The organism is Oscillibacter sp. 1-3 (genome assembly GCF_000403435.2).
Classification (GTDB): domain Bacteria; phylum Bacillota; class Clostridia; order Oscillospirales; family Oscillospiraceae; genus Oscillibacter.
In genome coordinates this window covers 248396-271031 of sequence record NZ_KE159710.1, presented here as the reverse complement: position 1 = coordinate 271031, position 22636 = coordinate 248396, and the positions used below count along the sequence as shown (strand labels likewise).

Genomic DNA, 22636 nt, shown 5'->3' with positions numbered 1-22636 from the left:
AAAAGCCTCACACAGCGGCGAAGAGGGACAGCTGCTCCATGGGCGGCTGGGGCAGCAGGGGATGCTCCGCAGCGATCAGCCCCCGCAGGAGGCTGTCCGGGGTAAAGCGGAGGCCGTCGGCAATTTTGCCGGAGGCGGTGAGGAAGTATTGGGCCCGCTTCATCACCACGCCCAGCTTTGGAAGGTTTTCGATGTGGAGCGGTCCTGTCCGGCGGGCGGACAGGATGCGCCTGGCAGAGGTGACGCCCACGCCGGGAACCCGCAGCAATGACTCGTAGTCCGCAGAGTTGACCTCCACGGGAAAAAACTCCAGATGGGCCAGGGCCCAGCTGCACTTGGGGTCCACCCGAGGGTCAAAATCCGGCGTTTCCTCATCCAGCAGCTCCTCTGCCCGGAAGCCGTAGAACCGCAGCAGCCAGTCCGCCTGGTACAGCCGGTGCTCCCGCAGGAGCGGGGGTTTTACGTCCCTGGCGGGCAGCAGGGCGTGCTCCACCACCGGCACATAGGCGGAATAGAACACCCGTTTCAACCGATAGCGGTCATAGAGACCCTGGGTCAGCCGCAGGATGTGGAGGTCGTTGTCTGCCGTGGCCCCCACGATCAGCTGGGTGCTCTGCCCGGCGGGAGCGAACCTGGGAGCGTGGCGGTATTTCACCAGCTCCTCTCTGCTCTGCCGGTTCCGAACCTGAATCTGGCGCATGGGGGCGAGAATCGCGCCCTTGGTCTTGTCCGGCGCCAGGGACTTCAGTCCCGCCTCCGAGGGCAGCTCGATGTTGACGCTGAGGCGGTCTGCCAGAAATCCCAGCTGCTCCACCAACTCCGGCGCGGCGCCGGGGATGGCCTTGGCGTGGATATAGCCGTTGAAGCGGCAGGTCTCCCGCAGGAGCCGCAGAGTGCGGATCATCAGCTCCGTGGTGTAGTCCGGACTACGGAACACGCCGGAGGAGAGGAACAGCCCCTCAATATAATTCCGCCGGTAGAAGTTGATGGTCAGGTCCGCCAGCTCCTCCGGGGTAAAGGCGGCCCGTTTTGTCTCGTTGCTGCGGCGGTTGACGCAGTATTTGCAGTCGTATACGCAGCGGTTTGTCATCAGCACTTTCAAAAGCGTGACGCACCGCCCGTCGGCGGAGAAGGTGTGGCAGCACCCGGCCAGGGAGGTGGAGGTGTTGCCGATATACCCCTTTTTTGCCGTACGGCTGCCGCCGCTGGAGGTGCAGGCGGCGTCGTATTTGGCGGCATCGGTGAGAATGGTCAGTTTTTCCAGGACATCCATGGGAACGGCTCACCTGGTCCGCCGGGGGCGCTCGATGGCGTCGATCAGCCGGAAAAGCTGGGCGGTGAGAACGGCCACACCGACGACGATGAAGAAAAGAGTCCAGCCAGTCATGAAAAGACCTCCCTTGAAGGTGCCGCTGGAGATATGCGGCAAAATAGAATGTTTGTTCGATTTCTATTGTATATCGAACGTTCGTTCTTGTCAAGGGAAAATTCAAAAAATAACTCCCTTTTCGGAATTGCGTATCCGTTAAGGAAAAATTATAATTACACTCAGCCCTTGTTTGAAAAATGTCAAAACGCCCAAGCGACGGATCTTTTTCCGCCGTTCCGCGTTGATTTTCCTTGCAATACACAAAGTATGGCGTCGTCAAATCGCCTTGACCGGCAAAAAAATCTTTCGCCGCTGCACATTTTGCCATTTATCAAACAGAGCCTAGGCCATTTTTCAAACAAGGCCTAAACCTGTATAAACACAAATTCTGTATTTGTGGAATAGTTAATGGAACACGTTTCCCAAAAGGGAGAAAAATAAAAGCAGCCGTCCCAAACCGGGACGGCCGTTTTTGCGCCTGTTACCGCTCCAAAATCCTTCCGTCAGTGGAGATGACCGCCACCTGCCAGGAAATCGGCTTCCCGCTGGACTGGAGGGCCCGCTTCACGGCGTTTTCCAGACCGCCGCAGCAGGGGACCCCCATGCGGACGATGGTTACGCTTTTGATTTGATTTCCGGCGATTATCTCTGTCAGCTTCTCCGCATAGTCCACCTCGTCCAATTTGGGACAGCCGATGAGGGTGACGCGGTCTTTGATGAAGGTGTTGTGGAAATCACCGAAGGCATAGGCGGCGCAGTCGGCGGCGATGAGCAGATTTGCCCCGTCGAAGTAGGGGGCGCGGACGGGAGCCAGCTTGATCTGTACCGGCCACTGGGACAGTCGGCTGGCATTGGAAACGGCGGCCTCTTCCGTCGGCTGACTGCGGAGTGTCTGGGGACGGGCGCCGGGACAGCCCTTGTTTTTTTCCGCTTTTGTCCGCAGAACGGCGGCTTCGTCATAGGCCGGGGCCTCCCGTTCCTCAAAGGTGATGGCTCCGGCGGGACAGGCGGGCAGACAGTCCCCCAGGCCGTCGCAGTAGCTCTCCCGGGTGAGAACGGCCTTCCCGTCCACCATGTCGATGGCGCCCTCGTGGCAGGCATCGGCGCAGGCGCCGCAGCCGCTGCACTTCTCCTGGTCGATTTTGATGATCTTTCGCAGCATTGTGATCTCCTCCCATGTGCTTTGACGGCATTATACCGCAAAAGAAGATGACAAAATGTTGCGGACGCAACACTTTTTCCGATTCTTTTTTGGATGTTTTTCCGGAGATCTCCGCTCTTGCTATTTTCCGAAAAGTATGTATAATGGTAACCAACAGGCAGAGTAGGGACACACGTGTCAACGGGCGGCAAGGGCCGTCCGCAGTGCTGGGAAGACGGGGAGTTGCTTTCCGGACGAAAGGGAAACCGCAGTGTGTGTCCCGCATCCCGCTGCCGCATGAAGGAGCTCTCCTCTGTGCGGCGTACTGCCGTATCAGAAGGAGGTATTTTTATGTCCAAAAAACTCAACACCCGGGCCCTGTGCCGCGTCGCCATGCTGGCGGCGCTGTACGTACTGCTGAACAACACCATCGCCATTAAGGCGGGCAATCTGCGCATTACCTTCGCCTCGCTGCCGGTAGTGCTTTCGGCGCTGCTGTTCGGCCCCTTGGAGTCCGCGCTGACGGCCCTTGTGGGGGAGTTTATCAACCAGCTGATCGGCGGCTACGGCATCACCGCCACCACGGGCCTGTGGCTCATTCCCCCGGCAGTGCGGGGGGTGGTCATCGGGATTGCGGCCGCGGCCCTCCGGCGCACGGACCGTCCCCTGGAACGCCGCCCGGTGCTGGGGTACGCCGTCTGTATTCTGGCGGCGCTGTGCACCACAATCTCCAACACCGCCGTCATCGCCGTGGACGCGTGGATCTGCCACTACTACTCCCGGGCCTATGTCTTCGGGGAACTGCTCTACCGCCTGGGCTCCGGCGTTCTGATCGCCGTGATCATCGCCAGCGCGGCCCTGCCCATAGCCGCGCTGCTGCGCCGCCAAGGACTGGCCCGGGCATAGGAGGAGCGCTGTGACCGGACAGGAGGCTGTTGATTATATTCACTCTCACCAGTGGAAACACCGCGCCCCGGGGCTGGACCGCATCCGGACCCTGCTCTGTGCTCTGGGGAACCCCCAGGCGGACCGGAAATTTGTCCATGTGGCGGGCACCAACGGCAAGGGCAGTACCTGTGCCTGTATTGCCGCCGTACTTCGGGCCGCCGGGTACCGGGTGGGGCTGAACACCTCGCCCTATCTCATGACCTTCCATGAGCGCATCCGGGTGGACGGGGAGATGATCTCCGAAGATGAGCTGGCAGCGCTTGTGGAGGAGATCCGTCCCGCCGCGGAGGCCATGGAGGAGCATCCCACGGAGTTCGAGCTGATTACCGCCTTGGCCTTGCTGTATTTTCGACGGAAAAACTGTGACATCTCCGTGCTGGAGGTGGGCCTTGGCGGCGCGCTGGACGCCTCCAACGTCATCGGCGTGCCGGAGGCGGCGGTCATCACCGCTATGGGAATGGACCATGTGGCCCTGCTGGGCCCCACCCAGGCGGACGTTGCCGCCGCCAAGGCTGGGATCATCAAGCCCGGCGGGGATGTGGTCAGCTACGGCGGCTGTCCGGAGGCGGACGAGGTGTTCCGCCGGGTGTGCAGGGAGCGGGGGGCCTGCCTTGTGGAGGTGGATTTCTCCCGTCTGCGGCCCCGCTCCGCGGGGTTGGACGGAGCCCGTTTTGACTTTTTGCCCTATGAGGACCTGTACCTCCCGTTGGCAGGGGGATACCAGCTGAAAAACGCTGCCGCGGCCATCACCGCACTGGAGATCCTCCGGAAAAAGGGGTGGCGCATTTCCGGTGAGGCCATCCGCCGGGGACTGGCGGCGGTGCGCTGGCCCGGGCGGTTTGAGGTTTTGCGCCGGGACCCTGTGTTTCTGCTGGACGGGGCCCATAACGCCCACGGCATGACCGCCGCCGCGGAGAGTCTGCGGGCCCTGTTTCCGGGCCGGAAGGCCGTCTTTTTGCTGGGGGTTCTGGCGGACAAGGATGTGTCCGCCATGCTGGACTGCCTCACGCCCCTGGCGGAGCGGGTCTTTACCCTCCGGCCGGAGAGCCCCCGGGCCATGGAGGCGGAGACGCTGGCGGATCTCCTGGAGGAGCGGGGCGTCCCCTCCCAGGTATGCGGTACAGCAGGGGAGGGGGTCCGATCCGCCCTGGAGGCCGCCGGACGGTCCGGCATTGTCTGCGCCCTGGGATCGCTGTACCTCTCCGGAGACATCCGACGGGCGGTGGAGACGCTGCCGCAGTGATTGAAAAAAGCCCTGCCGTGAAAACGGCAGGGCTTTTCCGCTCAGGCCATTTTTCAGACAGGACCAAAAAATTTTCTGCTGCGCCGGGGAATGAGAACTTTTTTTCCCGACTGCTGACTTATATGATGACGGGCTTCCTCTGTAGACCGCAGATGAAGGCTGATCCTATCACGAGTGAGGAGTATTGGTATGAAAAAGAGACAGGCAGGAATTTTGACGGCGGTCCTCTGCGTTCTGCTGGCGGGCTGCAGTGGCACGCAGTCCCCTTCCGCAGATCTCTCTGCCGGGCCGCCGGCATCTGCGGCACAGACAGAGACACCGGCGAATCCTGTGAAAGCGGATGCGCCGCCGGAGGAGGAACCGGCCCCGCAGGGGATTGCGGACGCCTATGTGGGGGAGTGGCAGGATGCTGAGGACGGACCCTCCGGCGGACAATGCCGGTTGTCCATTGACTGTGGAGCGGATGGGATTTATGCCATTGACATTCGCTGGGATGACTCTCGTTGGCGCTTCACTGGGACCTATGACGAGATCTGGGAGGGGATTGATTATATTGGAGCCCGGTATTCGGAGCAGACGCTGGACGGCGGGGAGATACAGTCCACCGCCGTGCTGGAGGAGGAGACAGGAATGCTTTATCTGGATGAGGGCGGGGTGCTCCAATGGGAGGATACCTTTGAACACATGGGCGAAAATATGAAATTTGGAAGAGTTTCCTGAGCATGACCGTCCACAAAGCTTGGAAGTATAAAAGATCCTGTTCATTTCGCGTATGGTCTGTCACAGAAGCGGGCAGAGCGCGGGAGGGGGTATCCGCTTCTCGCAGATCTTATGTAGGGGCCGGGTTCTGTCCCGGCCCGTCCGCAGGAAACCTGGCGTTTTCGGGAAAACAGGGAGACAGAGCTCCACCCCTGCAAAGCCGTGGCCGCAAAGCCAAAATCGCGGATGATAAAATGCGCGGTTGAACACATCCGTGCGGCACAGAAGCTTGACAACCGCTCGTTTCCGGTGTATACTCTCTCTAACCTTGTTTGAAAAATGTCAAAACACCCAAGCGACGGATCTTTTTCCGCCGTTCCGCGTTGATTTTCCTTGCAATACACAAAGTATGGCGGCGTCAAATTGTCTTGACCGGCAAAAAAATCTCGCGCCGCTGCACATTTTGCCATTTATCAAACAAGGCCTAGTCATCGGAGGAGAAGCGCCCGTTGGAGGCGTGAGTCCGGATAAGATGGCGGGCTGAGAAGCCCGTTGCTTATTCGGGCTTTTTTCTCGCGCAAATATCTTGGAGGCCGGTTTTTATGAAACGAAATGGAAGTTTTATTGAGGGCCCAATTCTCAATCCTCTGCTGCGATTCACCTTTCCCGTCCTGCTGGCGCTGCTTTTACAGGCGATGTACGGTGCAGTGGACCTGATGGTGGTGGGGCAGTTCGGCCAGCCCGCCGACGTCTCCGCCGTATCTACCGGCAGTCAGGTAATGCATACGGTTACCGCCCTGGTTACCGGGCTTTCCATGGGAGCCACGGTTCTGCTGGGCCAAAAGCTGGGCGAAGGAAAGCCGGAGGAAGGCGGAAAGGTCCTTGGCAGCGCCATCGCCCTGTTTGCCGCTGTGGCCCTGGTCCTGACGGCGGCGATGCTGTGGGCGGCGTCTCCGCTGGCCCGGCTGATGCAGGCCCCTGCGGAAGCATTTGCCCAGACGGTGCTCTATGTGCGGATCTGCTCCGGCGGGGCGGTGTTCATCGTGGCCTACAATGTTCTTGGGGCCATGTTCCGGGGGCTTGGGGATTCCAATACGCCGCTGCTCACTGTGACCATCGCATGTGCTACGAATATCGCCGGAGACCTGCTGCTGGTAGGCCCCTGCGGTCTGGGCGTGGCCGGAGCGGCGCTGGCTACGGTGCTGGCTCAGGCGGTGAGTGTGGCGCTGAGTCTGCTGTTTATCAAGAGAAGGGGATTGCCTTTTTCGTTTTCTACGCGGGATATTCGCTTTGATCCCAGGCATACAGGGCGTATCCTGCGGCTGGGCGTTCCGGTGGCCCTTCAGGACGTGCTGGTGAGCGTTTCCTTCCTGGCCATCGCCGCCATTGTCAACGGCCTGGGGGTCATTGCCTCCGCCGGAGTAGGCGTGGCGGAGAAGCTGTGCGGCTTTATCATGCTGGTGCCGTCCTCTTTTGGGCAGTCCCTGTCCGCTTTTGTGGCGCAAAATATCGGCGCGGGAAGGAAAGACCGGGCAAAACGGGCGATGCTCTATGGCATGGGTTCCTCTCTTTGCTGCGGCGTGGTGCTGGCATGGCTGTCCTTTTTCCATGGCAGTCTGCTGGCGGGCCTGTTTGCTCGGGACGCGGCGGTGATCGGCGCGGCGGCGGACTACCTGCGGGCCTATGCCATCGACACCCTGCTGACCGCGATCCTGTTCTGCTTCATCGGCTACTTCAACGGGCGGGGAAACACGGCTTTCGTCATGGTCCAGGGCATCGTGGGAGCTTTCCTGGTTCGGATACCCGTTTCTCTGTTCATGAGCCGGCTGGAGCCGGTGTCACTGTTCCAGGTGGGGCTGGCGACACCCTGTTCCACCGTCGTGCAGATCGTGCTGTTTTTGGGATGCTATGCCGGAACCGCCGTACGGGATTGGAAGGCGGAGCTGGCGGAAATAGAATAGATGCGATCTTACCTCAGCGCCGCATGAATGCCAAACTGCGCCCGTTCTTCCTGGAAGAACCCTGCCTTCGGCGTCTTGGTGCCTTTCTATGACAGATGGCGGCTTCTTCGCCAAGTTGACGTTCCATCTCTGTCTGAACCAGCCCCGCAGGCTGATTGTCTGTGAGCATCGGATCTGCCAATTTGGGGGGTGAGATGATCGGTTGTTTTGGGTCTGCATCATCCCGGCTTACGGACCCCACCAACGCAGGGCGAACGCTTCTTTTGCGGACGCCGCTGAGAAACTGCGTTTCTTTCTTTTGGGAATATTCTTGCGGTATAGGGTAAAAGTCCTGGCGCAGCAATGGTTTCATATCAGAGCGGCCCGCCCCGATTTGAACAAACCTTGTTTGGCTTGTTCAATTGAGGCGGGCCGTTTCAGGATTCATTTTGAGGAGCTGTCCTTTAGCTTAAACCTCCCTACGAGACCTTTCATAAGCTGCGACTGGCTGGAGAGTTCTTCGCTCGCCGCCGCGCTTTCTTCTGCGGTTGCCGAATTTGTCTGTACAACACTGGAAATCTGGTCAATTCCCGTAAGGATCTGAGAGATAGAATCAGCCTGATCGCTGCTGGCCTCCGAAATCTGTCCGATAATGGCTGTCATTTCGTTCACGTCATTGACTGTCTGAATCAAAGACTGCGCCGTATCGTCTGCAATCTGCGTTCCGTTTTCGACTGCCTTTAAGGAATTTTCAATCAAAGCGGAGATGTTTTCAGAGGCCTCTGTGCTTTTATTCGCCAGATTGCGGACCTCATCGGCTACCACGGCAAACCCTTTTCCGGCAGTGCCTGCGCGGGCGGCTTCTACGGCGGCGTTCAGAGCAAGGATGTTGGTCTGGAAAGCAATGTCCTCAATGATCTTCATAATTTTGCCGATCTCACTGGAGCAGCTGCTAATATCGCTCATTGCCTGTATCATCTGCTCCATCTTTTCTTTGTTCACATTCATTTTTGTGCTGACGCAGCCTGCCGCAGCGCTGGCCTGCCGCGCATTGTTGGCGTTCTGATTCACCTTGTTGGAGATTTCATCAATGGTGGCAGCGAGTTCCTGTACGGAACTGGCCTGCTCGGTTGCTCCCTGGGCGAGAGCCTGGGCGCCGTTCGACACCTGGTCCGCTCCGCTTGCAACCTGCGAGGAGCTTTGACTGATCTGCAGCATGGTGTCGCTGAGCTTTTCCGCAATGCCCCGGAAAGAGACAAGCAGGGGATAGAAGCCGCCTGTGTACTCCTCTTCGCAGATCGAATCCACCGTAAAATCTCCCTCAGCCATTTTAGCAAGGAATTTATTCTCATCATCAATAATCACTTGAAGCTTATGGATCAGCCTGCTGACATGGGTTGCGAGAACGCCCAGCTCATCCTTAGAGGTATAGGAAATCTCAACGTCCAAATTACCCTCGGCCATTTTGATGGCGGCATTCTCAATTTCGGAAATAGGAGTCTTAATCAGGCGTATAATCACAAATGAGAAGAAGACGCCCACGAGGATTATGACAATGACAACCACCGCCATAAGGCAGACAGCGGTTTTGTATAGTGAAGTGCTTTCCTCTGCCGCACCGTCACTGCCCTCCGTATTGTAGGCGATAATATCATTGAAGGCGCTGTTTAAGGAATTGTAGAGATCTACGCATTCGCCTTCCAGAATCGCGCGTGCGTCATCAATACGGCCCTGTTTGGCTAACGCCATCATTCTTTCATCCGCTTCATTGTACTGAGTCCAGTAATTCATCGCATTATGATAGAAAGCACTTTCCTCTTCGTCAATTAATTCCCCGTATGTGGCTAAGAGGGCGGCCATATCTGCTTTCTCACTTTGAAGGTACTGGAGGCTGGATTTCTCTACATCGTCAGAAATTGCGGTAAGATACCCCAATTCATTCAGACGAATATTGGAGATGGTGGTGCTTAAGTCCCTTCCTATATCAACACTGGGAAGCCAGCTTTCCGCGATGTCACTTGTCGTATCGTTCATCTGGCCCATAAGATAAAATGACATGCCGCTGATAATAAGCATTCCAAACAGCGCGACCCCTATGAGGATATAAAGTTTTAACCTGATTCTTAAATTCCGTATGTAATTAATCATAATTATCAGTCTCCTTCTTTCTTTCGCTGTCCGTAACCGCCAAGTGTGAAAAATAGGCTTAGAAGCTGTATTCACAGGCGATGAACGCCGTCTGGAGGGGGGGGCACACCGTTCTTCGTTAAATATTCTTGAAATACATCCAGTATTCCTGTGAAAATTTGCCTCGCCCGGCGCGGAACGCCCTCGCCCATCCAGCATTCCCCACCTATGATGCAGCTTCTTACTCTCCGAACAGCATTTCAAAAAATATATCGGCAAATTCCCCCTTTTAATAAGTGAGGGACCGTGAAAAAATCTTTGGATTAGGCCTTGTTTGAAAAAAATCAAAACGCCCAAACGGCGGATCTTGATCCGCCACTCTGCGTTAAGTTTTCTTGCCGGGCGTCAGCCCGCCTGCAAAAATTTGCCTTGATTGGCGAAAAAATCTCTCGCCGTTGGACATTCCGCCATTTTTCAAACAAGGCATAAGGAGATGTTCGGCGAAATATTCTGCGCCAATCCGTCATTCCACCAATGTTCAGACAAAATCTGGCGTGTTTGGGGAAAGCTCTTTTGGCAGCAGGGAAACAGATCATACAGTATTAAAGTTATCTGAGTATGACAAGTCCCGCTTTTCAATGACGATGTTTGAAAAGCGGGACTTATTCACTTTATTGAGTATATCGGATACGCTGTGTTTTGCGAATTAACTCCGGGGGATAAGTAGTCACCTGAGTTCGCCCGCCACACTGATATAAGGAATATTTTTGGCGATATTTATTCTCATACAGGTCAAAAAAAGTGATAAAAACCTCCTCCTCTGATTTTTTGCTCGTAGCAAGTAATAATATGTCGTTCTGCGGCAGGATACCTCTGAAATATGCCTCTTCAAATTCCTCTGAAAAGAAATGAGAGGTCTGGATGTTATAGGCGATCCCCGCCCCAATATTTTTGATGGTATATACGCGGACATCCTCCCCAATACTGGCGGCGCCAAAAGAAATCATAAAATCTCTTGCCTGACCCTTTGCCTTGCGCTGGAGATCTTTTTCAAAGTTTTCTGTCATTGTACAGTGTTCCAGAAAAACTTTCATATCTAACACAGGCAGTGCTTCAAGCCGTTCTCGATGATAATCGATTTTATAACTTCTTTGGATAACCAGAATGGTGGTACATACTGTGACAATTCCTGCAATCGCAGCGCCCAAAACGGCGCCCCAGAATGACCCGGCAGAGCTGTTCCACTCATCGAAAGATAAGCTGTTTCCCCAAACCGTAAAATAGTATTCTGCAAACCAGCCAATTAATACGAATAAGACTGTAACTACAAAGACAACAGCTGTTCCGATTCTGAGATTTTTGTTTCGTTCCTCCCGCTCGGCTTTTGTAGGCCGCTCATAGTGTATAGCGGGCCCATACGCATGACATTCCAGAAATTTTGCGCCGTCTGCGAGCTTACCTTGCAGGGCGTTGCATAGGCTGTACAGCTTTTCAATCATAGGGCGTTTGATGCGGTAGTTAAACCAATATCGCACTGTTCCTGAGATTTTCATATGAATGCCATACTGCCTTTCTTACTTTATCGCAGGTTGTTCTTATCGCTGAAATAGTTCCGGGTCTCCATGGCCACCACGCCGGAGAGGGCGAAGAGGCCGATGAAGTTGGGGATGGCCATCAGGCCGTTGAAGGTATCCGCCACATCCCACACAAACTCCAGAGGGGACACGCAGCCGACCACAACCACCAAAATGAAGATTACCTGGAACACCCGAACGGCCCTGTGGCCGAAGAGATACTGGATGCAGCGGGTGCCGTACAGGGACCAGCCCAGAACGGTGGAGAAGGCGAAGAGAGCCAGCGCGATAGCGATGAACAGCGCCGCGAACTTGTCGCCGAAGACGGTAGCCAGGGCGGCGGTAATCAGCTCGCTGCCGGGCTTTACGCCGAAGTCGATGGCCACGCCGCTGGCAATGATGGTCAGGGCAGTGAGGGTGCAGATGACGATGGTGTCCACAAAGACCTCGAAGATGCCGTAGAGGCCCTGGTTCACGGGTCCCTTGGTGTCCGCCGCCGCATGGGCAATGGCCGCAGAGCCCAAACCCGCCTCATTGGAAAAGGCGCTGCGCCGCAGGCCCCAGATGATGGTCTGCTTCAGAACGATGCCGGTGGCGGCGCCGAACATGGCCTGGGGCGTAAAGGCCGTGGAGAAAATCTTCACGAAAGCATCTGGTACGCTGCCGATGTGGAAACCGATAACGATGAGGGTGAAGAGAATGTAGAAAACGCTCATGAAGGGGATCAGCTTCTCCGTGACGGCGCCGATGCGCTTGATGCCGCCCAGCAGGATCACCGCCACCAGAATGGCCAGCAGAATGCCCATGATCCACTTGAGGGCCAGCTCCATGCCGGAGGAGACCTCCGTGAAGGCGGCGCAGGCGCCGATAACAGAGCCGGTGATGCTGTTCACCTGGGACATGTTGCCGATGCCGAAGGAGGCCAGAGCGGCGAAAACGGCGAAGAGCGCCGCAAGCCATCTCCAATTTTTGCCCAGACCCTTGGAGATATAGTACATGGGGCCGCCGACCCAGTCGCCCTTGGCGTCCCGCTCACGGTACTTGATGGCCAGGACGATCTCGGAGTACTTGATTACCATACCCACCAGAGCGGCCAGCCACAGCCAGAGCACCGCGCCGTAGCCGCCCAGGGCGATGGCCTGGGAGGTGCCCACAATATTGCCGGTGCCAACGGTGGCGGCCAGAGCGGTGGTTACGGCCTGGAGGGGCGTCACCGCGCCCTCGCCGGCCTCCTGCTTCTGGAACATTTTGCCCACGGTGTTTTTCATGGCGTGACCGAAGTGCAGGAACTGCACGCCGCCGTTGCGGATGGTCAGGAACAGGCCGCCCAGAATGGCGCAGGGCAGAAAGGTGTACATCCAGGCGAAGTCGTTCAGGGGGCCTTTCAAAAACCCCAGGATGGTATCAAAGATCTCCATAAAATCCCTCCATAATCGGTTTTGAACGGCAAAAAGGAGCTGCAAACGCAGCTCCGGAAAATCAACGGGCCATCCGCCGGCACACACACAGCCGGCGGAAACGTCCGCTCTGTCCTTTTACCTGAGAGATTCAGCGGTATTCCGCCTTGCACCTTCGGTACCCGGCTCTGCCGGGTTTCTCCAGAGCCACATCCATTCCTGGTCCTCATCCGGTCCTCCGGATACCTGAGAGTGTTACTCCTTCGGCAGGCAGACGCCATTTTCCCAGAAACTTCCTATGCCGTTCTTTTATTGTTGTATTACCTTATCACGATCCTGTGCAATTGTCAATTGCGTTTTCCCACAAAATGTCCGCTCTATAAAGACGTATATTCCTAATATATGGACAAAATGAACCGCCCGCACTGGCGGACGGTCCATCGAGCTTCCGATTGCACGCGGCAAATCACAGCTGCCGCACGGATACCACGCCGGCGATGGCACGGATGTGGTCCATCAGCTCCTCCTGGTTGGTGCCCTTTTTCAGGCGGAGGGTGAAAATGGCGCAGGCGTTGTGCTTTTCGCTGCGGTCAGAGCGGATAATGCCCATGTTCAGAATTTTCAGATCCGTCTCCCGGAAAAAGCGGAGCATGACCTCGATGCAGGCCTTGTCGGTGTGCTCTATGTAGAGGTTGACCTCCGGCGAGTTCTTCAGCATTCTGTATTCCAGGCGGGAGAAGAACAGCTCCGCCACCAAAATCAATACCGTGGCGAACAGGCCGCCCTCGTAGAAGCCGCCGCCCAGAGTCAGGCCGATGATGGCGGCGGCCCAAAGGCCCGCCGCGGTGGTCAGGCCCTTGACCCGCTGGCGGCGGGTGACGATGATGGTGCCCGCGCCGATAAAGCCGATGCCCGCCACCACCTGGGCGCCCAGTCGGGCCATGTCGGTATATTGGCCCATATATAAATAGAGGTACTGGCTGGTGAGGGTGGTCATGGCCGCGCCCAGGCAGATGAGGATATGGGTGCGGAAGCCGGCGGGACGGCGTTTGAACTCCCGCTCGATGCCGATGACGCCGCCGCAGATCACGGCCAGCAGCAGCCGGAGGGACACTGACAGCAGTGTGACTTCCCGCAGGCCGTCAAAAATTGAAAGCATACTTCTTGCCCCTTTCCCTAAATGTCGTGGACCACATAAACGCTCTCCATCTCGGAGATGGAGGCAAGTAGCCGGGCGTGGCCGCCTCTCTGGTGGATCATCCGGATGGTGAAGATGGCGTTAGGGTGGTGGGAAAGGCTCTCCTGCCCGTGATCCACCTCCGCCTCATAGATCTGCGCATTCTGGGCCTTGATGCGGTTGATGATCTCGCCAACGTTGTCCAGAGACTGGAACTCCACATAGATGTTCATATTCCGGGCGTTTTCAATCACCAGAAGTTCAATGGGGGTGAGGACGTGGACAGACAGGAAGATCATCAAAAACGCCACGGCTACGCACTCGTAGAACCCGGCGCCGATGGCAAGCCCCATACAGGCAGAGGCCCAGAGGCCCGCCGCGGTGGTCAGACCCTTGACCTCCTGCCGGCCGGTGACGATGATGGTGCCGGCGCCCAAAAAACCGATGCCGTTGATCACCTGGGCGCCAAAGCGGCTGACGTCCGTGCGGATGCCGACCTCCGCCGCCAGCGCCGCCCACCTGTGGTTCAGCATATAGTACTCATATTGGCTCAGCAGCATGGTCAGAGCCGCGCCCAGACACACCAGCATATAGGTGCGAAAGCCGGCCGGTCGGCCCTTGCGGGCGCGCTCCAGGCCGATCATGCCGCCGAACAGCATGGCCAGCGTCAGCCGCAGCATCACGGATGCGATGTTCAACTGCCGCAGGCAGTCCAATGCCTCGATCACAAAAACAGCCTCCCTCCCGTTTCCCGGCGGGGTCAGGGAATAAGAGAGGAGAAGAACCGGCCGCTGCCGCTTCTTCCCCAATCGTATCTTCCGCTCGGGATACCGGAGAACTGGTTGAAAACGTTTGCGTTTCTGCTCTCCGGCAATTGTCAATCTATATTTACCATACATCCACGGAGATTGTCAATCATATCTGCGTTTTTTGTAAAAAGTTCGGTTATTTCAATAAAAAAGCCGTATGTTTTTTGGCGGCTTTTTTCAAAAATCATCTCTTGAAGCGGGAGCGGAATGAGCGGAACTTGCTGTTTGTGGAATTTTTGAGAAAAAATTGGTTGAATTTTCAAATAATATACAGATATAGAATCGTAAACGTTTCCGAAATACGAAAATAGACATTTTTGCCCTGGTGGGAAAATTCTTTTGAAGGGCGCTTGACAAATACCTGTGAGGGGTATATGATAACAATACCCCGAGGGGGTATATGTGAATCGGGAGGCATGGCGATGGAATCTCAAAACTGTAACTGCCATAAGACGAAGGAACGCTCTCCGGAGGAGTACAAATGCCTGATCCACCGCCTCAACCGGATCGAGGGCCAGATCCGGGGCATCCGTGGCATGGTGGAAAAGAGCGCCTACTGTCCGGACATCCTGGCCCAGGTGGCCGCCGCCAACGCGGCGCTGAACGCCTTCAGCCGGGAGCTGCTGGCGGAGCATATCCGCACCTGCGTGGCCCGGGATGTGCGGGAGGGCAGGCAGGAGACCCTGGACGAGCTGGTTGCCACGATCCAAAAGCTGATGAAGTGACGGAATTTATGTGCGGTGCGTGCTGAGTAGGGTGCGCGCGGGGAGGAACTATGGAACAATACAATGTTACTGGGATGAGCTGCGCCGCCTGCTCCGCCCGGGTGGAAAAGGCGGTGGCCAAGGTGCCGGGCGTCACGTCCTGCTCCGTGAGCCTTTTGACAAACTCCATGGGCGTGGAGGGCAGCGCCTCCGCCGGGGAGATCATCCGGGCGGTGGAGGAGGCGGGGTACGGCGCCTCGCCCAAGGGCGCGGGCGGAAAGACCGTCTCCGCCCCGGAGACTGAGGAGGCCCTGCGGGACCATGAGACCCCGGTTCTGAGACGGCGGCTGGTGTGGTCCCTGGGCTTTTTGCTGGTGCTGATGTACTTCTCTATGGGGCACATGATGTGGGGCTGGCCCGCTCCGGCCTTCTTCCATGGCAACCACGTGGCTATGGGCCTTTTGCAGCTTCTTTTGACAGTGGCGGTCATGGTTATCAATCAGAAGTTCTTTATCAGCGGCTTCAAGAGCCTGTGGCACCGGGCGCCCAATATGGATACCCTGGTGGCCCTGGGGTCCTCGGCGGCCTTTGTGTACAGCACCTACGCTCTCTTCGCCATGACGGACGCCCAGGTCCGGGGGGACATGGACGGCGTCATGACCTATATGATGGAGTTCTATTTTGAGTCCGCCGCCATGATCCTGACCCTCATCACCGTGGGCAAGATGCTGGAGGCCCGGTCCAAGGGCCGGACCACCGACGCTTTGAAGGGTCTGATGAAGCTGGCCCCCAAGACCGCCGTGGTGGAGCGGGACGGACGGGAGACAGAGGTCCCCGTCGAGCAGGTGCGGAGGGACGACATTTTTCTCGTCCGCCCCGGGGAAAATATCCCAGTGGACGGCGTGGTGGTAGAGGGCGCCAGCGCGGTCAACGAGTCCGCCTTGACAGGGGAGAGCGTTCCTGTGGACAAGGCGCCGGGAGACGGTGTCTCCGCCGCCACGGTGAACCAGTCCGGCTTTCTCAAGTGCCGGGCCACCCGGGTGGGAGAGGACACCACGCTGTCCCAGATCATCCAGATGGTCAGCGACGCGGCGGCCACAAAGGCCCCCATCGCCAAAATCGCCGACCGCGTGTCCGGCGTGTTTGTTCCGGCGGTCATCGCAATCGCCGCCGTCACCACCGCCGTGTGGCTTCTGCTGGGGGAGGGGCTGGGCTTTGCCCTGGCCCGGGGCATTTCCGTGCTGGTGATCTCCTGTCCCTGCGCCCTGGGGCTGGCCACACCGGTGGCCATCATGGTGGGGAGCGGCATGGGGGCGAAAAACGGCATTCTTTTTAAGACCGCAGCCTCCCTGGAGGCGGCGGGACGGACGGAGATCGTGGCCCTGGACAAGACCGGCACCATCACCAGAGGCGAGCCCAAGGTGACGGATGTCATCCCCGCCTCCGGAAACACGGAGGAGAGCGTGCTCACCGCTGCGGCCTCCCTGGAGGGGCCCTCCGAGCATCCTCTGGCGGCGGCCATTGTGGAGGAATCCAAACGCCGCAACCTGCCTGTCACCTCGGTGGGCGGCTTCACCGCCGTCCATGGGCGGGGCGTCCGGGCGTTGGTGGGGGAGGAGACCCTCATCGGCGGCAATCTTGCCATGATCCGGGAGGCTGGCGTTGACCCCGCCCCTCTGGCCGCCCGGGCGGAGGCGCTGGCGGCGGAGGGAAAGACCCCCATGTTTTTCGCCAGCGAGAGCCGGAAGACCCTGCTGGGCGTGGTGGCGGTGGCGGACGTCATCAAGGAGGACAGTCCTCAGGCAGTGAAGGAACTGCGGAACATGGGCATCCGGGTCGTCATGCTCACCGGAGATAATGAACGCACCGCCCAGGCCATTGGCAGACAGGCCGGGGTGGACGAGGTGATTGCCGGGGTGCTGCCGGACGGCAAGGAGAGTGTGATCCGGAATCTGAAAAAGCAGGGGAGAGTGGCCATGGTGGGCGACGGCATCAACGACGCCCCGGCCCTGACCCGGGCGGATACGGGCATCGCCATCGGCGCGGGAGCGGATGTGGCCGTCGACGCGGCGGACGTGGTGCTGATGAAAAGCCGCCTCAGCGACGTGCCAGCCGCCATCCGGCTCAGCCGGGCCGCGCTGCGGAATATCCACCAGAACCTCTTCTGGGCGTTTTTCTACAACACCATCGGCATTCCCCTGGCAATGGGGCTCTTCATCCCCCTGGGGCTGACGCTGAACCCCATGTTCGGCGCGGCGGCCATGAGCCTCTCCAGCTTCTGCGTAGTCTCCAATGCCTTGCGGCTGAATCTCTTTGACATTCGGGACGCGGGCCGGGATAAAAAAATCAGAGTAAAACACAAGGAGGAAGCGAATATTATGGAAAAGACCATGAAGATCGAGGGCATGATGTGCGGACACTGCGAGGCCCGGGTGAAGAAGGCCCTGGAGGCTCTGCCGGAGGTGGCGGAGGCCGCCGTCAGCCACGAGAGCGGCACCGCCGTGGTGACGCTGTCCGGGGAGATTTCCGACGCGGCGCTGAAAAAGGCCGTGGAGGATCAGGATTACCAAGTTACCGGAATCCAGTAAAGTGCGAAACAGGCCGGATTTTCCCGGCCTGTTTCATTTTCTCTTGTAAATTGTGGCATTGTGTGTTAAAGTGGCGAAAGAGTATGAAGAAAGTGGTGGTCCCATGGAGAACAATATTTTCAAGAGCGTGGCGTTTGGAGGATTCGACAAGCAGGATGTCGTCAGTTATATAGAGAGGACCGCCCGGGAGGCGGCGGAGGCCCAGGAGAAGCTCCAGCAGGAGAACGACGGCCTGCGCCAGGAGTCCCAGGCCTTGGGCGGTCAGGTCTCGGAGCTCCAGGCCCGGCTGGAGGCCCTGGAGGCCGAGAACACCCGCCTGCAGGAGGAGCTGGCCCGGGAGAGCGCCCGCCGGGAGGAGCTGGAGGCGCTGGAGCCGGAGACGAAGCGCCTGCGGGCCCAAGCGGAGGCCCTGCGGCGCGACGCGGAATCCTACGCCCGGTTCCGGGAGCAGATCGGGGCTATTGAGTGCGAGGCCCGCCAGCGGGCCGCCGGGCTGGAGGATGAGGCCAATACCCGTCTGCGGCGGCTGGCGGACCAGTTCCAAACCCAGTACCGGGCGCTGATGAGCACCTTTGAGACCACCGCCGCCCATGTCAACAGCGAGCTGCGGAAAATTGAGGTGAACCTCACTCAGCTGCCCCGCGCTATGGACCAGTCCGGCGCGGAGCTGAAGGAGCTGGAGGCGCTGCTGGAGCGCAGGGAAAAAGAGGATTAAGCGGCGCGCGGCGGACCAGGTGTCCGCCGCGGTTTTTGCGTATTTCTCCCGCGCGGCGGGCAAAGGCTGCCGCATTGCCCGCCGCTGACCGCGGGCGCTGCGGGCCTTGTTTGATAAAAGTCAAGACGCCCAAAGGGGATACTTTTCCGCCGCTCTGCGTAAAATTTTCTCGCCGGGCGACAGCCCGCCTGCAAAAAGCCGCCTCGAGGCGGCTTCCGCCGGTTTGAAAACAGACTCTGGAATTAAGGAGGGAAAGACTGGAAAATCTGCCGGAGCCGCTGGGAAAGCGGAAAGTCAAAAACCACCGGAACTGGGAAAAATCTCTTGCGTTGTGGGTGCGGATATGGTATGATAATTTAGCTTATGTAGAACCGTCCATACACCCGGCGGACGGCTTGACAGCGGCGTTCAGAACCTGTATTCAAAACCTCAGACGCCGCCTGGGCGGGTCTTTTGCCGCCGTTAAGTTAAAATTTATGGTGATATGGCGGATCTTTTGGCGGCTTTGCCGCTCGGAGATCCGGCGTCCCCTTTACGGGGACACAGAGTATCGCTGAAAAATTTTCCTTGACCGGCGGAAAAATCCCTTGCCCAGTTAGCATTTTCGATTATAAATACAGGTTCTAAAATCGCGTTGCAGGAGAGAAGGTGAAAACGGATGTCCCTGGAAGCAATCGAGAAGGTCACACAGGTGGAGGCCGAAAATAAAGAGCGTAAGGCGGCCGCCGAAGCTGAGGCGCAGAGAATTGTCGCCGACGCGGAGCGGGAAGGACTTGCGCTCTTGCAGCAGGCGCGGACCAGCGCGGCGGAGAGTGGAAAGGAGCTGCTGCGGCAGGCGGAAGCTAAGGCCGCGGAGCGTTCTGCCGAGATCGGCCGTACTGCCCAGGCGGAGGCCGCCGCCCTGCGGGAGACGGCCGGACAGCACCTGGAGGAGGCCGCGGAGTTTATTGTCGGAAGGGTTGTGAAGCACTGATATGGCCATTGTAAAAATGAAGAAGCTCCGCGTGATCGCGATGGCCGGCCAGCGAGAGGAACTGCTGGAGGGGCTTCTGCGCCTGGGGTGTGTGGAGATCAGCGAGCCAGACGGAAAGGAACAGGAGTGGTCCGCGCTTTTGCGGCGGGGCCAGTCCCGCCTGCTCTCCGCCAAGGAGGACATCACCCAGGCGGGCACCGCCCTGGCGGCTCTGAAAAAGTACGCCCAGACCAAGGACGGACTGTTTATCCAGCGCCGCCCCATCTCTGAGGAGGAGTTCCTGGGCGGGGAGACCGTGGAGAAGGCCAGAGCCGTGAGCCGGGAAATCGGCGAGCAGCTCCAGGCTCTGACCCGGCTCCAGAACGAGGAGAGCCGCCTGCTGGCAAGGCAGGCGTCCTTGCTGCCATGGAGATCACTGGACATGCCTCTGGAGCAGGAGGGCACGGCAAACGTGCTGTTCCGGCTGGGGGTTCTGCCGGGCGGAGCCGACACCGGTGCTGTCAAGACTGAACTGGCGGCGGCGGACACAGCGGCTGAGATCTATGAGCTCAGCGCGGATAAACAGCAGATTTACTGCCTGCTGGTGTGCCATCAGGCGGACGAACCGTCTGTGATGGAGCTCCTGCGGCCCCATGCGTTCAGCGTGGTGTCCTTCCAGGGAATGACCGGCACGGCGGCGGAGAATCTCCAGGCCTTGGACCGGCAGCTGGAGGAGAACCGCGGGGCGCAGACCAGGGCGGCGGAGGCCATTGCCGCCAAGGGCGGCGAGAAGGAGCTGCTCCAGCTCTATACTGACCGCCTGCGGGCCGAGGAGGCCCGGGAGATTAACGCCGAGCGTCTGCTGACTGACGGAACCATCCTCTTTTTCGAGGGCTGGGCCCCGGCGGAGCGTATGGACGGCGTGCAGGCCCTGCTGGAGAAGCTGGGCTGCGCGTGGGAGGCGTCGGACCCCACGGAGGAGGAGATCCCCGAGGTTCCGGTGCAGCTGAAAAACAACTGGTTCACAAGGCCTTTGAACATGGTGACGGAGATGTACTCTCTCCCCGCCTACAACAATGTGGACCCCAATCCCCTGATGGCGCCGTTCTTTATCCTGTTTTACGGCATCATGATGGCGGACATGGGCTACGGGCTTTTGATGTTCCTGGCGGGTACTATCGTCTCAAGAAAGTACCGCCCCAAGGGCACCATGGGCCACATGATGGGCCTGATGCAGCTGTGCGGCGTGTCCACCTTTATCATGGGGGCCATCACCGGCGGCTTCTTCGGGGACTTCCTCACCCAGGTGGTGAAGCTCACCACCGGCGGAGACTTCGCCCTGCCGGCGCTGTTTACGCCGCTGAACGACACACTGATGATCCTGGTGGGCGCTATTGCGCTGGGCGGCGTGCATATCGTTGTCGGCATGGCCGTCAGCTTCATCCGCAAGCTTAAAGCCGGAGCGGTGCTGGACGCCGTCTTTGAAGAGGCCACCTGGTGGATTGTCTTTATCGGCATCGGCCTCATGGCTGCGGGTGTGACGAACATCGTGCTCTACGCGGGCCTGGCCCTGGTTGTCGTCGGTCCTCTGGTTACCGGACAGGGCTTTGGCAAGATCATGGGCATCTTCGGGTCCCTCTACAACCATGTGACGGGCTTTTTCGGAGACTTTCTCTCCTATGCCCGTCTTATGGCCCTGATGCTGGCGGGCAGCGTTATCGCCCAAGTGTTCAATACATTGGGCGCCATCCCCAACAACATCATTATTTTCCTCATCATCTCCCTGGCTGGCAACGCGCTGAACTTTGCGCTGAACCTGCTGGGCTGCTATGTCCACGACCTGCGTCTCCAGTGCCTGGAGTACTTCGGCAAGTTCTACGAGGACGGCGGCAGACCCTTCCGGCCCCTGGCCATGGAGACGAAATACGTGGACATCACAAAGTAATCAAAATTTAGGAGGAACACAACTATGGGTACGGATATCATTCAGGCAATTGAACAGAATGCGGCGGCGCAGTCCTTCCTGGGCGCCTTCGGCGGTCTGGCTCTGGCCCTGCTGGGCGCGGGTCTTGCGGCGGTGCTGCCCGGCATCGGTTCCGCCAAGGGCACCGGCATCGCCGGCGAGGCGGGCACGGGACTTCTGTGCCAGGACCCCAGCAAGTTCGGTAAGGTTATGATTCTCCAGGTCATCCCCGGCACCCAGGGCCTGTACGGCCTGGTGGTGTGGTTCTTCGCCATTTACTCCATGGGTCTGCTGGGCGGCGACGTCTCCGGCATGACCGTGGCCCAGGGACTTCAGTACCTCTGCGCCTGCCTGCCCATGGCGCTGGGCGGTCTGTTCTCCGCCATTGCACAGGGCCGTGTGGCTGCCGGCTCCATCAACATTCTGGCCAAGAAGCCCGACGACTGGTCCAAGGGCATGGTGCTCTGCATCACCGTGGAGTTTTACGCCATCCTCGCCCTGCTGGCCTCCATGCTGATGATTATCAACATCTCTTAATCAGCCCCGCAGAAAGGGGATTCAAACATGAACGGAATTGAAAAAATCACCGGACGCATCACCGCAGACGCCCAGGCGGAGGCGGAGCGCGTCCTGACCGCCGCCCGTGAGGAGGCCGCTCAGATCACCGCGAAGTACAAGGCCGAGGCCGAGGCCGAGGCCGGAGACCTGGCGGCGAAGAACGCCAAGGCCGCCGTAGAGCGGGAGGAGCGCCTTGTGAGCGTCGCCCAGATGGAGGCCCGCAAGGTCCAGCTGGCTGCCAAGCAGGAAATGGTGGAAAAGACCTACGCCCTGGCGTTGGAGAAGCTGTGCGCCATGCCGGAGGAGCGGTACGTTCAGGTGCTGGCGGACTTGCTGGTACAGGCGTCCTCCACCGGACGGGAGGAGGTTATCTTCTCTCAGGCGGACCGGGACCGCGTGGGTAAGGCCGCTGTGGCCAAGGCCAATGAGATTCTGGCCAAGCAGGCCGCGCCGGACGTTCCCCAGGGCGGCTCCAAGGTGACGGACCTTTTGAGCAAGGTGGCCACCAGCGTGACCGCCATTGCCAAGGGCACGGCAATGCTGACGCTGTCCAAGGAGACCCGAGCGATCCAGGGCGGCTTTATTCTCAAAGATGAGAACGTGGAGGTCAACTGCACCTTCGATACCCTGGTTCGCCTGCAGAAGGCGGAGACCGCGGGGATGGTTGCCAAAAAGCTGTTCCCGGAGGCATAAGGAACCTCTGAATCCATCTCCGTACGCAGTCTTTGCGCC

At 58.6% G+C, this 22636-nt stretch carries 21 protein-coding genes and 2 riboswitches; of the genes, 13 read left to right on the top strand and 8 right to left on the bottom strand.

What is annotated here, in order from left to right:
- Positions 1 to 7 precede the first annotated feature (7 nt).
- Together C816_RS17165 and C816_RS17160 are read right to left on the bottom strand one after the other, a co-directional pair.
- Positions 8 to 1273 (bottom strand): putative DNA modification/repair radical SAM protein, encoded by a 1266-nt coding sequence (locus tag C816_RS17165; protein WP_016323684.1) that lies wholly within the window; start codon positions 1271 to 1273, stop codon positions 8 to 10.
- Positions 1274 to 1850: 577 nt separating this feature from the next.
- The gene (locus C816_RS17160) at positions 1851 to 2531 is read right to left on the bottom strand and encodes an ATP-binding protein (protein ID WP_016323682.1); all 681 of its coding nucleotides are present in this window, start codon (positions 2529 to 2531) and stop codon (positions 1851 to 1853) included.
- A 156-nt stretch (positions 2532 to 2687) separates the two neighbouring features.
- A riboswitch (THF riboswitch) is annotated at positions 2688 to 2805 on the top strand.
- A gap of 56 nt (positions 2806 to 2861) precedes the next feature.
- On the opposite strand from C816_RS17160, the gene C816_RS22035 reads away from it, so the two are divergent.
- From C816_RS22035 to C816_RS17140, 5 genes are all read left to right on the top strand, one after another.
- The gene (locus C816_RS22035; RefSeq protein ID WP_016323681.1) at positions 2862 to 3416 is read left to right on the top strand and encodes a folate family ECF transporter S component; all 555 of its coding nucleotides are present in this window, start codon (positions 2862 to 2864) and stop codon (positions 3414 to 3416) included.
- A 10-nt stretch (positions 3417 to 3426) separates the two neighbouring features.
- Positions 3427 to 4701: a bifunctional folylpolyglutamate synthase/dihydrofolate synthase gene (locus C816_RS17150; protein WP_016323680.1), complete on the top strand. Its 1275-nt coding sequence runs from the start codon at positions 3427 to 3429 to the stop codon at positions 4699 to 4701.
- Positions 4702 to 4890: 189 nt separating this feature from the next.
- On the top strand, positions 4891 to 5421 hold the full coding sequence (locus C816_RS17145) for a hypothetical protein (protein WP_016323679.1): 531 nt from the start codon (positions 4891 to 4893) through the stop codon (positions 5419 to 5421).
- Positions 5422 to 5728: 307 nt separating this feature from the next.
- Positions 5729 to 5944 carry a hypothetical protein gene (locus C816_RS25110; RefSeq protein WP_242832240.1) on the top strand — a complete coding sequence of 72 codons (216 nt, stop codon included), beginning with the start codon at positions 5729 to 5731 and terminating at the stop codon, positions 5942 to 5944.
- Positions 5945 to 6002: 58 nt separating this feature from the next.
- The gene (locus tag C816_RS17140; protein WP_016323678.1) at positions 6003 to 7361 is read left to right on the top strand and encodes an MATE family efflux transporter; all 1359 of its coding nucleotides are present in this window, start codon (positions 6003 to 6005) and stop codon (positions 7359 to 7361) included.
- Positions 7362 to 7784: 423 nt separating this feature from the next.
- Here the strand turns inward: C816_RS17140 and C816_RS17135 are convergent, their stop codons facing one another.
- The 6 genes from C816_RS17135 to C816_RS25105 form a co-directional block, all read right to left on the bottom strand.
- Entirely contained in the window at positions 7785 to 9488 is a 1704-nt protein-coding gene (locus C816_RS17135) for a methyl-accepting chemotaxis protein (RefSeq protein WP_016323677.1), read from the bottom strand.
- Between the two features lie 650 nt (positions 9489 to 10138).
- Entirely contained in the window at positions 10139 to 10966 is an 828-nt protein-coding gene (locus C816_RS17130; protein WP_207636948.1) for a hypothetical protein, read from the bottom strand.
- A gap of 80 nt (positions 10967 to 11046) precedes the next feature.
- A complete protein-coding gene (locus C816_RS17125) occupies positions 11047 to 12459 on the bottom strand; it encodes an alanine/glycine:cation symporter family protein (RefSeq protein ID WP_016323675.1) in 1413 nt (470 codons plus the stop codon).
- A 99-nt stretch (positions 12460 to 12558) separates the two neighbouring features.
- Positions 12559 to 12653, bottom strand: a riboswitch (glycine riboswitch).
- 251 nt (positions 12654 to 12904) lie between these two features.
- Positions 12905 to 13597 carry an MgtC/SapB family protein gene (locus C816_RS17120; RefSeq protein ID WP_016323674.1) on the bottom strand — a complete coding sequence of 231 codons (693 nt, stop codon included), beginning with the start codon at positions 13595 to 13597 and terminating at the stop codon, positions 12905 to 12907.
- A 17-nt stretch (positions 13598 to 13614) separates the two neighbouring features.
- Positions 13615 to 14343 carry an MgtC/SapB family protein gene (locus C816_RS17115; RefSeq protein ID WP_016323673.1) on the bottom strand — a complete coding sequence of 243 codons (729 nt, stop codon included), beginning with the start codon at positions 14341 to 14343 and terminating at the stop codon, positions 13615 to 13617.
- Positions 14344 to 14492: 149 nt separating this feature from the next.
- Entirely contained in the window at positions 14493 to 14687 is a 195-nt protein-coding gene (locus tag C816_RS25105; RefSeq protein ID WP_242832238.1) for a hypothetical protein, read from the bottom strand.
- 159 nt (positions 14688 to 14846) lie between these two features.
- Between C816_RS25105 and C816_RS17110 the strand changes: the two genes are divergently transcribed.
- The 8 genes from C816_RS17110 to C816_RS17080 all read left to right on the top strand — a co-directional run bounded on the left by C816_RS17110 (position 14847) and on the right by C816_RS17080 (position 22597).
- On the top strand, positions 14847 to 15149 hold the full coding sequence (locus tag C816_RS17110; RefSeq protein ID WP_016323672.1) for a metal-sensing transcriptional repressor: 303 nt from the start codon (positions 14847 to 14849) through the stop codon (positions 15147 to 15149).
- Between the two features lie 50 nt (positions 15150 to 15199).
- Complete coding sequence (locus tag C816_RS17105; RefSeq protein WP_016323671.1) at positions 15200 to 17716, top strand: heavy metal translocating P-type ATPase; 2517 nt, start codon at positions 15200 to 15202, stop codon at positions 17714 to 17716.
- Positions 17717 to 17819: 103 nt separating this feature from the next.
- Positions 17820 to 18431, top strand: coding sequence for a hypothetical protein (locus tag C816_RS17100; protein ID WP_016323670.1), 612 nt, complete (start codon positions 17820 to 17822; stop codon positions 18429 to 18431).
- Positions 18432 to 18537: 106 nt separating this feature from the next.
- Positions 18538 to 18783: a hypothetical protein gene (locus tag C816_RS23895; RefSeq protein WP_155979071.1), complete on the top strand. Its 246-nt coding sequence runs from the start codon at positions 18538 to 18540 to the stop codon at positions 18781 to 18783.
- A 306-nt stretch (positions 18784 to 19089) separates the two neighbouring features.
- The gene (locus C816_RS17095) at positions 19090 to 19404 is read left to right on the top strand and encodes a hypothetical protein (RefSeq protein ID WP_016323669.1); all 315 of its coding nucleotides are present in this window, start codon (positions 19090 to 19092) and stop codon (positions 19402 to 19404) included.
- A 1-nt stretch (position 19405) separates the two neighbouring features.
- Positions 19406 to 21328, top strand: a complete 1923-nt coding sequence (locus C816_RS17090) for a V-type ATP synthase subunit I (RefSeq protein WP_016323668.1) — start codon at positions 19406 to 19408, stop codon at positions 21326 to 21328.
- A gap of 24 nt (positions 21329 to 21352) precedes the next feature.
- On the top strand, positions 21353 to 21883 hold the full coding sequence (locus C816_RS17085; protein WP_016323667.1) for a V-type ATP synthase subunit K: 531 nt from the start codon (positions 21353 to 21355) through the stop codon (positions 21881 to 21883).
- Between the two features lie 27 nt (positions 21884 to 21910).
- On the top strand, positions 21911 to 22597 hold the full coding sequence (locus C816_RS17080; protein WP_016323666.1) for a V-type ATP synthase subunit E: 687 nt from the start codon (positions 21911 to 21913) through the stop codon (positions 22595 to 22597).
- Positions 22598 to 22636 lie beyond the last annotated feature (39 nt).

Excerpts from the sequence above, each read along its gene's own strand:
- C816_RS17165 (WP_016323684.1), bottom strand. The coding sequence starts at position 1,273 with ATGGATGTCCTGGAAAAACTGACCATTCTCACCGATGCCGCCAAATAC.
- C816_RS17125 (WP_016323675.1), bottom strand. The coding sequence starts at position 12,459 with ATGGAGATCTTTGATACCATCCTGGGGTTTTTGAAAGGCCCCCTGAAC.
- C816_RS17080 (WP_016323666.1), top strand. The coding sequence starts at position 21,911 with ATGAACGGAATTGAAAAAATCACCGGACGCATCACCGCAGACGCCCAG.
- C816_RS17100 (WP_016323670.1), top strand. The coding sequence starts at position 17,820 with ATGGAGAACAATATTTTCAAGAGCGTGGCGTTTGGAGGATTCGACAAG.
- C816_RS17090 (WP_016323668.1), top strand. The coding sequence starts at position 19,406 with ATGGCCATTGTAAAAATGAAGAAGCTCCGCGTGATCGCGATGGCCGGC.
- C816_RS17140 (WP_016323678.1), top strand. The coding sequence starts at position 6,003 with ATGAAACGAAATGGAAGTTTTATTGAGGGCCCAATTCTCAATCCTCTG.
- C816_RS17130 (WP_207636948.1), bottom strand. The coding sequence starts at position 10,966 with ATGATTGAAAAGCTGTACAGCCTATGCAACGCCCTGCAAGGTAAGCTC.
- C816_RS17145 (WP_016323679.1), top strand. The coding sequence starts at position 4,891 with ATGAAAAAGAGACAGGCAGGAATTTTGACGGCGGTCCTCTGCGTTCTG.
- C816_RS17120 (WP_016323674.1), bottom strand. The coding sequence starts at position 13,597 with ATGCTTTCAATTTTTGACGGCCTGCGGGAAGTCACACTGCTGTCAGTG.
- C816_RS17085 (WP_016323667.1), top strand. The coding sequence starts at position 21,353 with ATGGGTACGGATATCATTCAGGCAATTGAACAGAATGCGGCGGCGCAG.
- C816_RS17095 (WP_016323669.1), top strand. The coding sequence starts at position 19,090 with ATGTCCCTGGAAGCAATCGAGAAGGTCACACAGGTGGAGGCCGAAAAT.
- C816_RS22035 (WP_016323681.1), top strand. The coding sequence starts at position 2,862 with ATGTCCAAAAAACTCAACACCCGGGCCCTGTGCCGCGTCGCCATGCTG.
- C816_RS17160 (WP_016323682.1), bottom strand. The coding sequence starts at position 2,531 with ATGCTGCGAAAGATCATCAAAATCGACCAGGAGAAGTGCAGCGGCTGC.
- C816_RS17110 (WP_016323672.1), top strand. The coding sequence starts at position 14,847 with ATGGAATCTCAAAACTGTAACTGCCATAAGACGAAGGAACGCTCTCCG.
- C816_RS17135 (WP_016323677.1), bottom strand. The coding sequence starts at position 9,488 with ATGATTAATTACATACGGAATTTAAGAATCAGGTTAAAACTTTATATC.
- C816_RS17105 (WP_016323671.1), top strand. The coding sequence starts at position 15,200 with ATGGAACAATACAATGTTACTGGGATGAGCTGCGCCGCCTGCTCCGCC.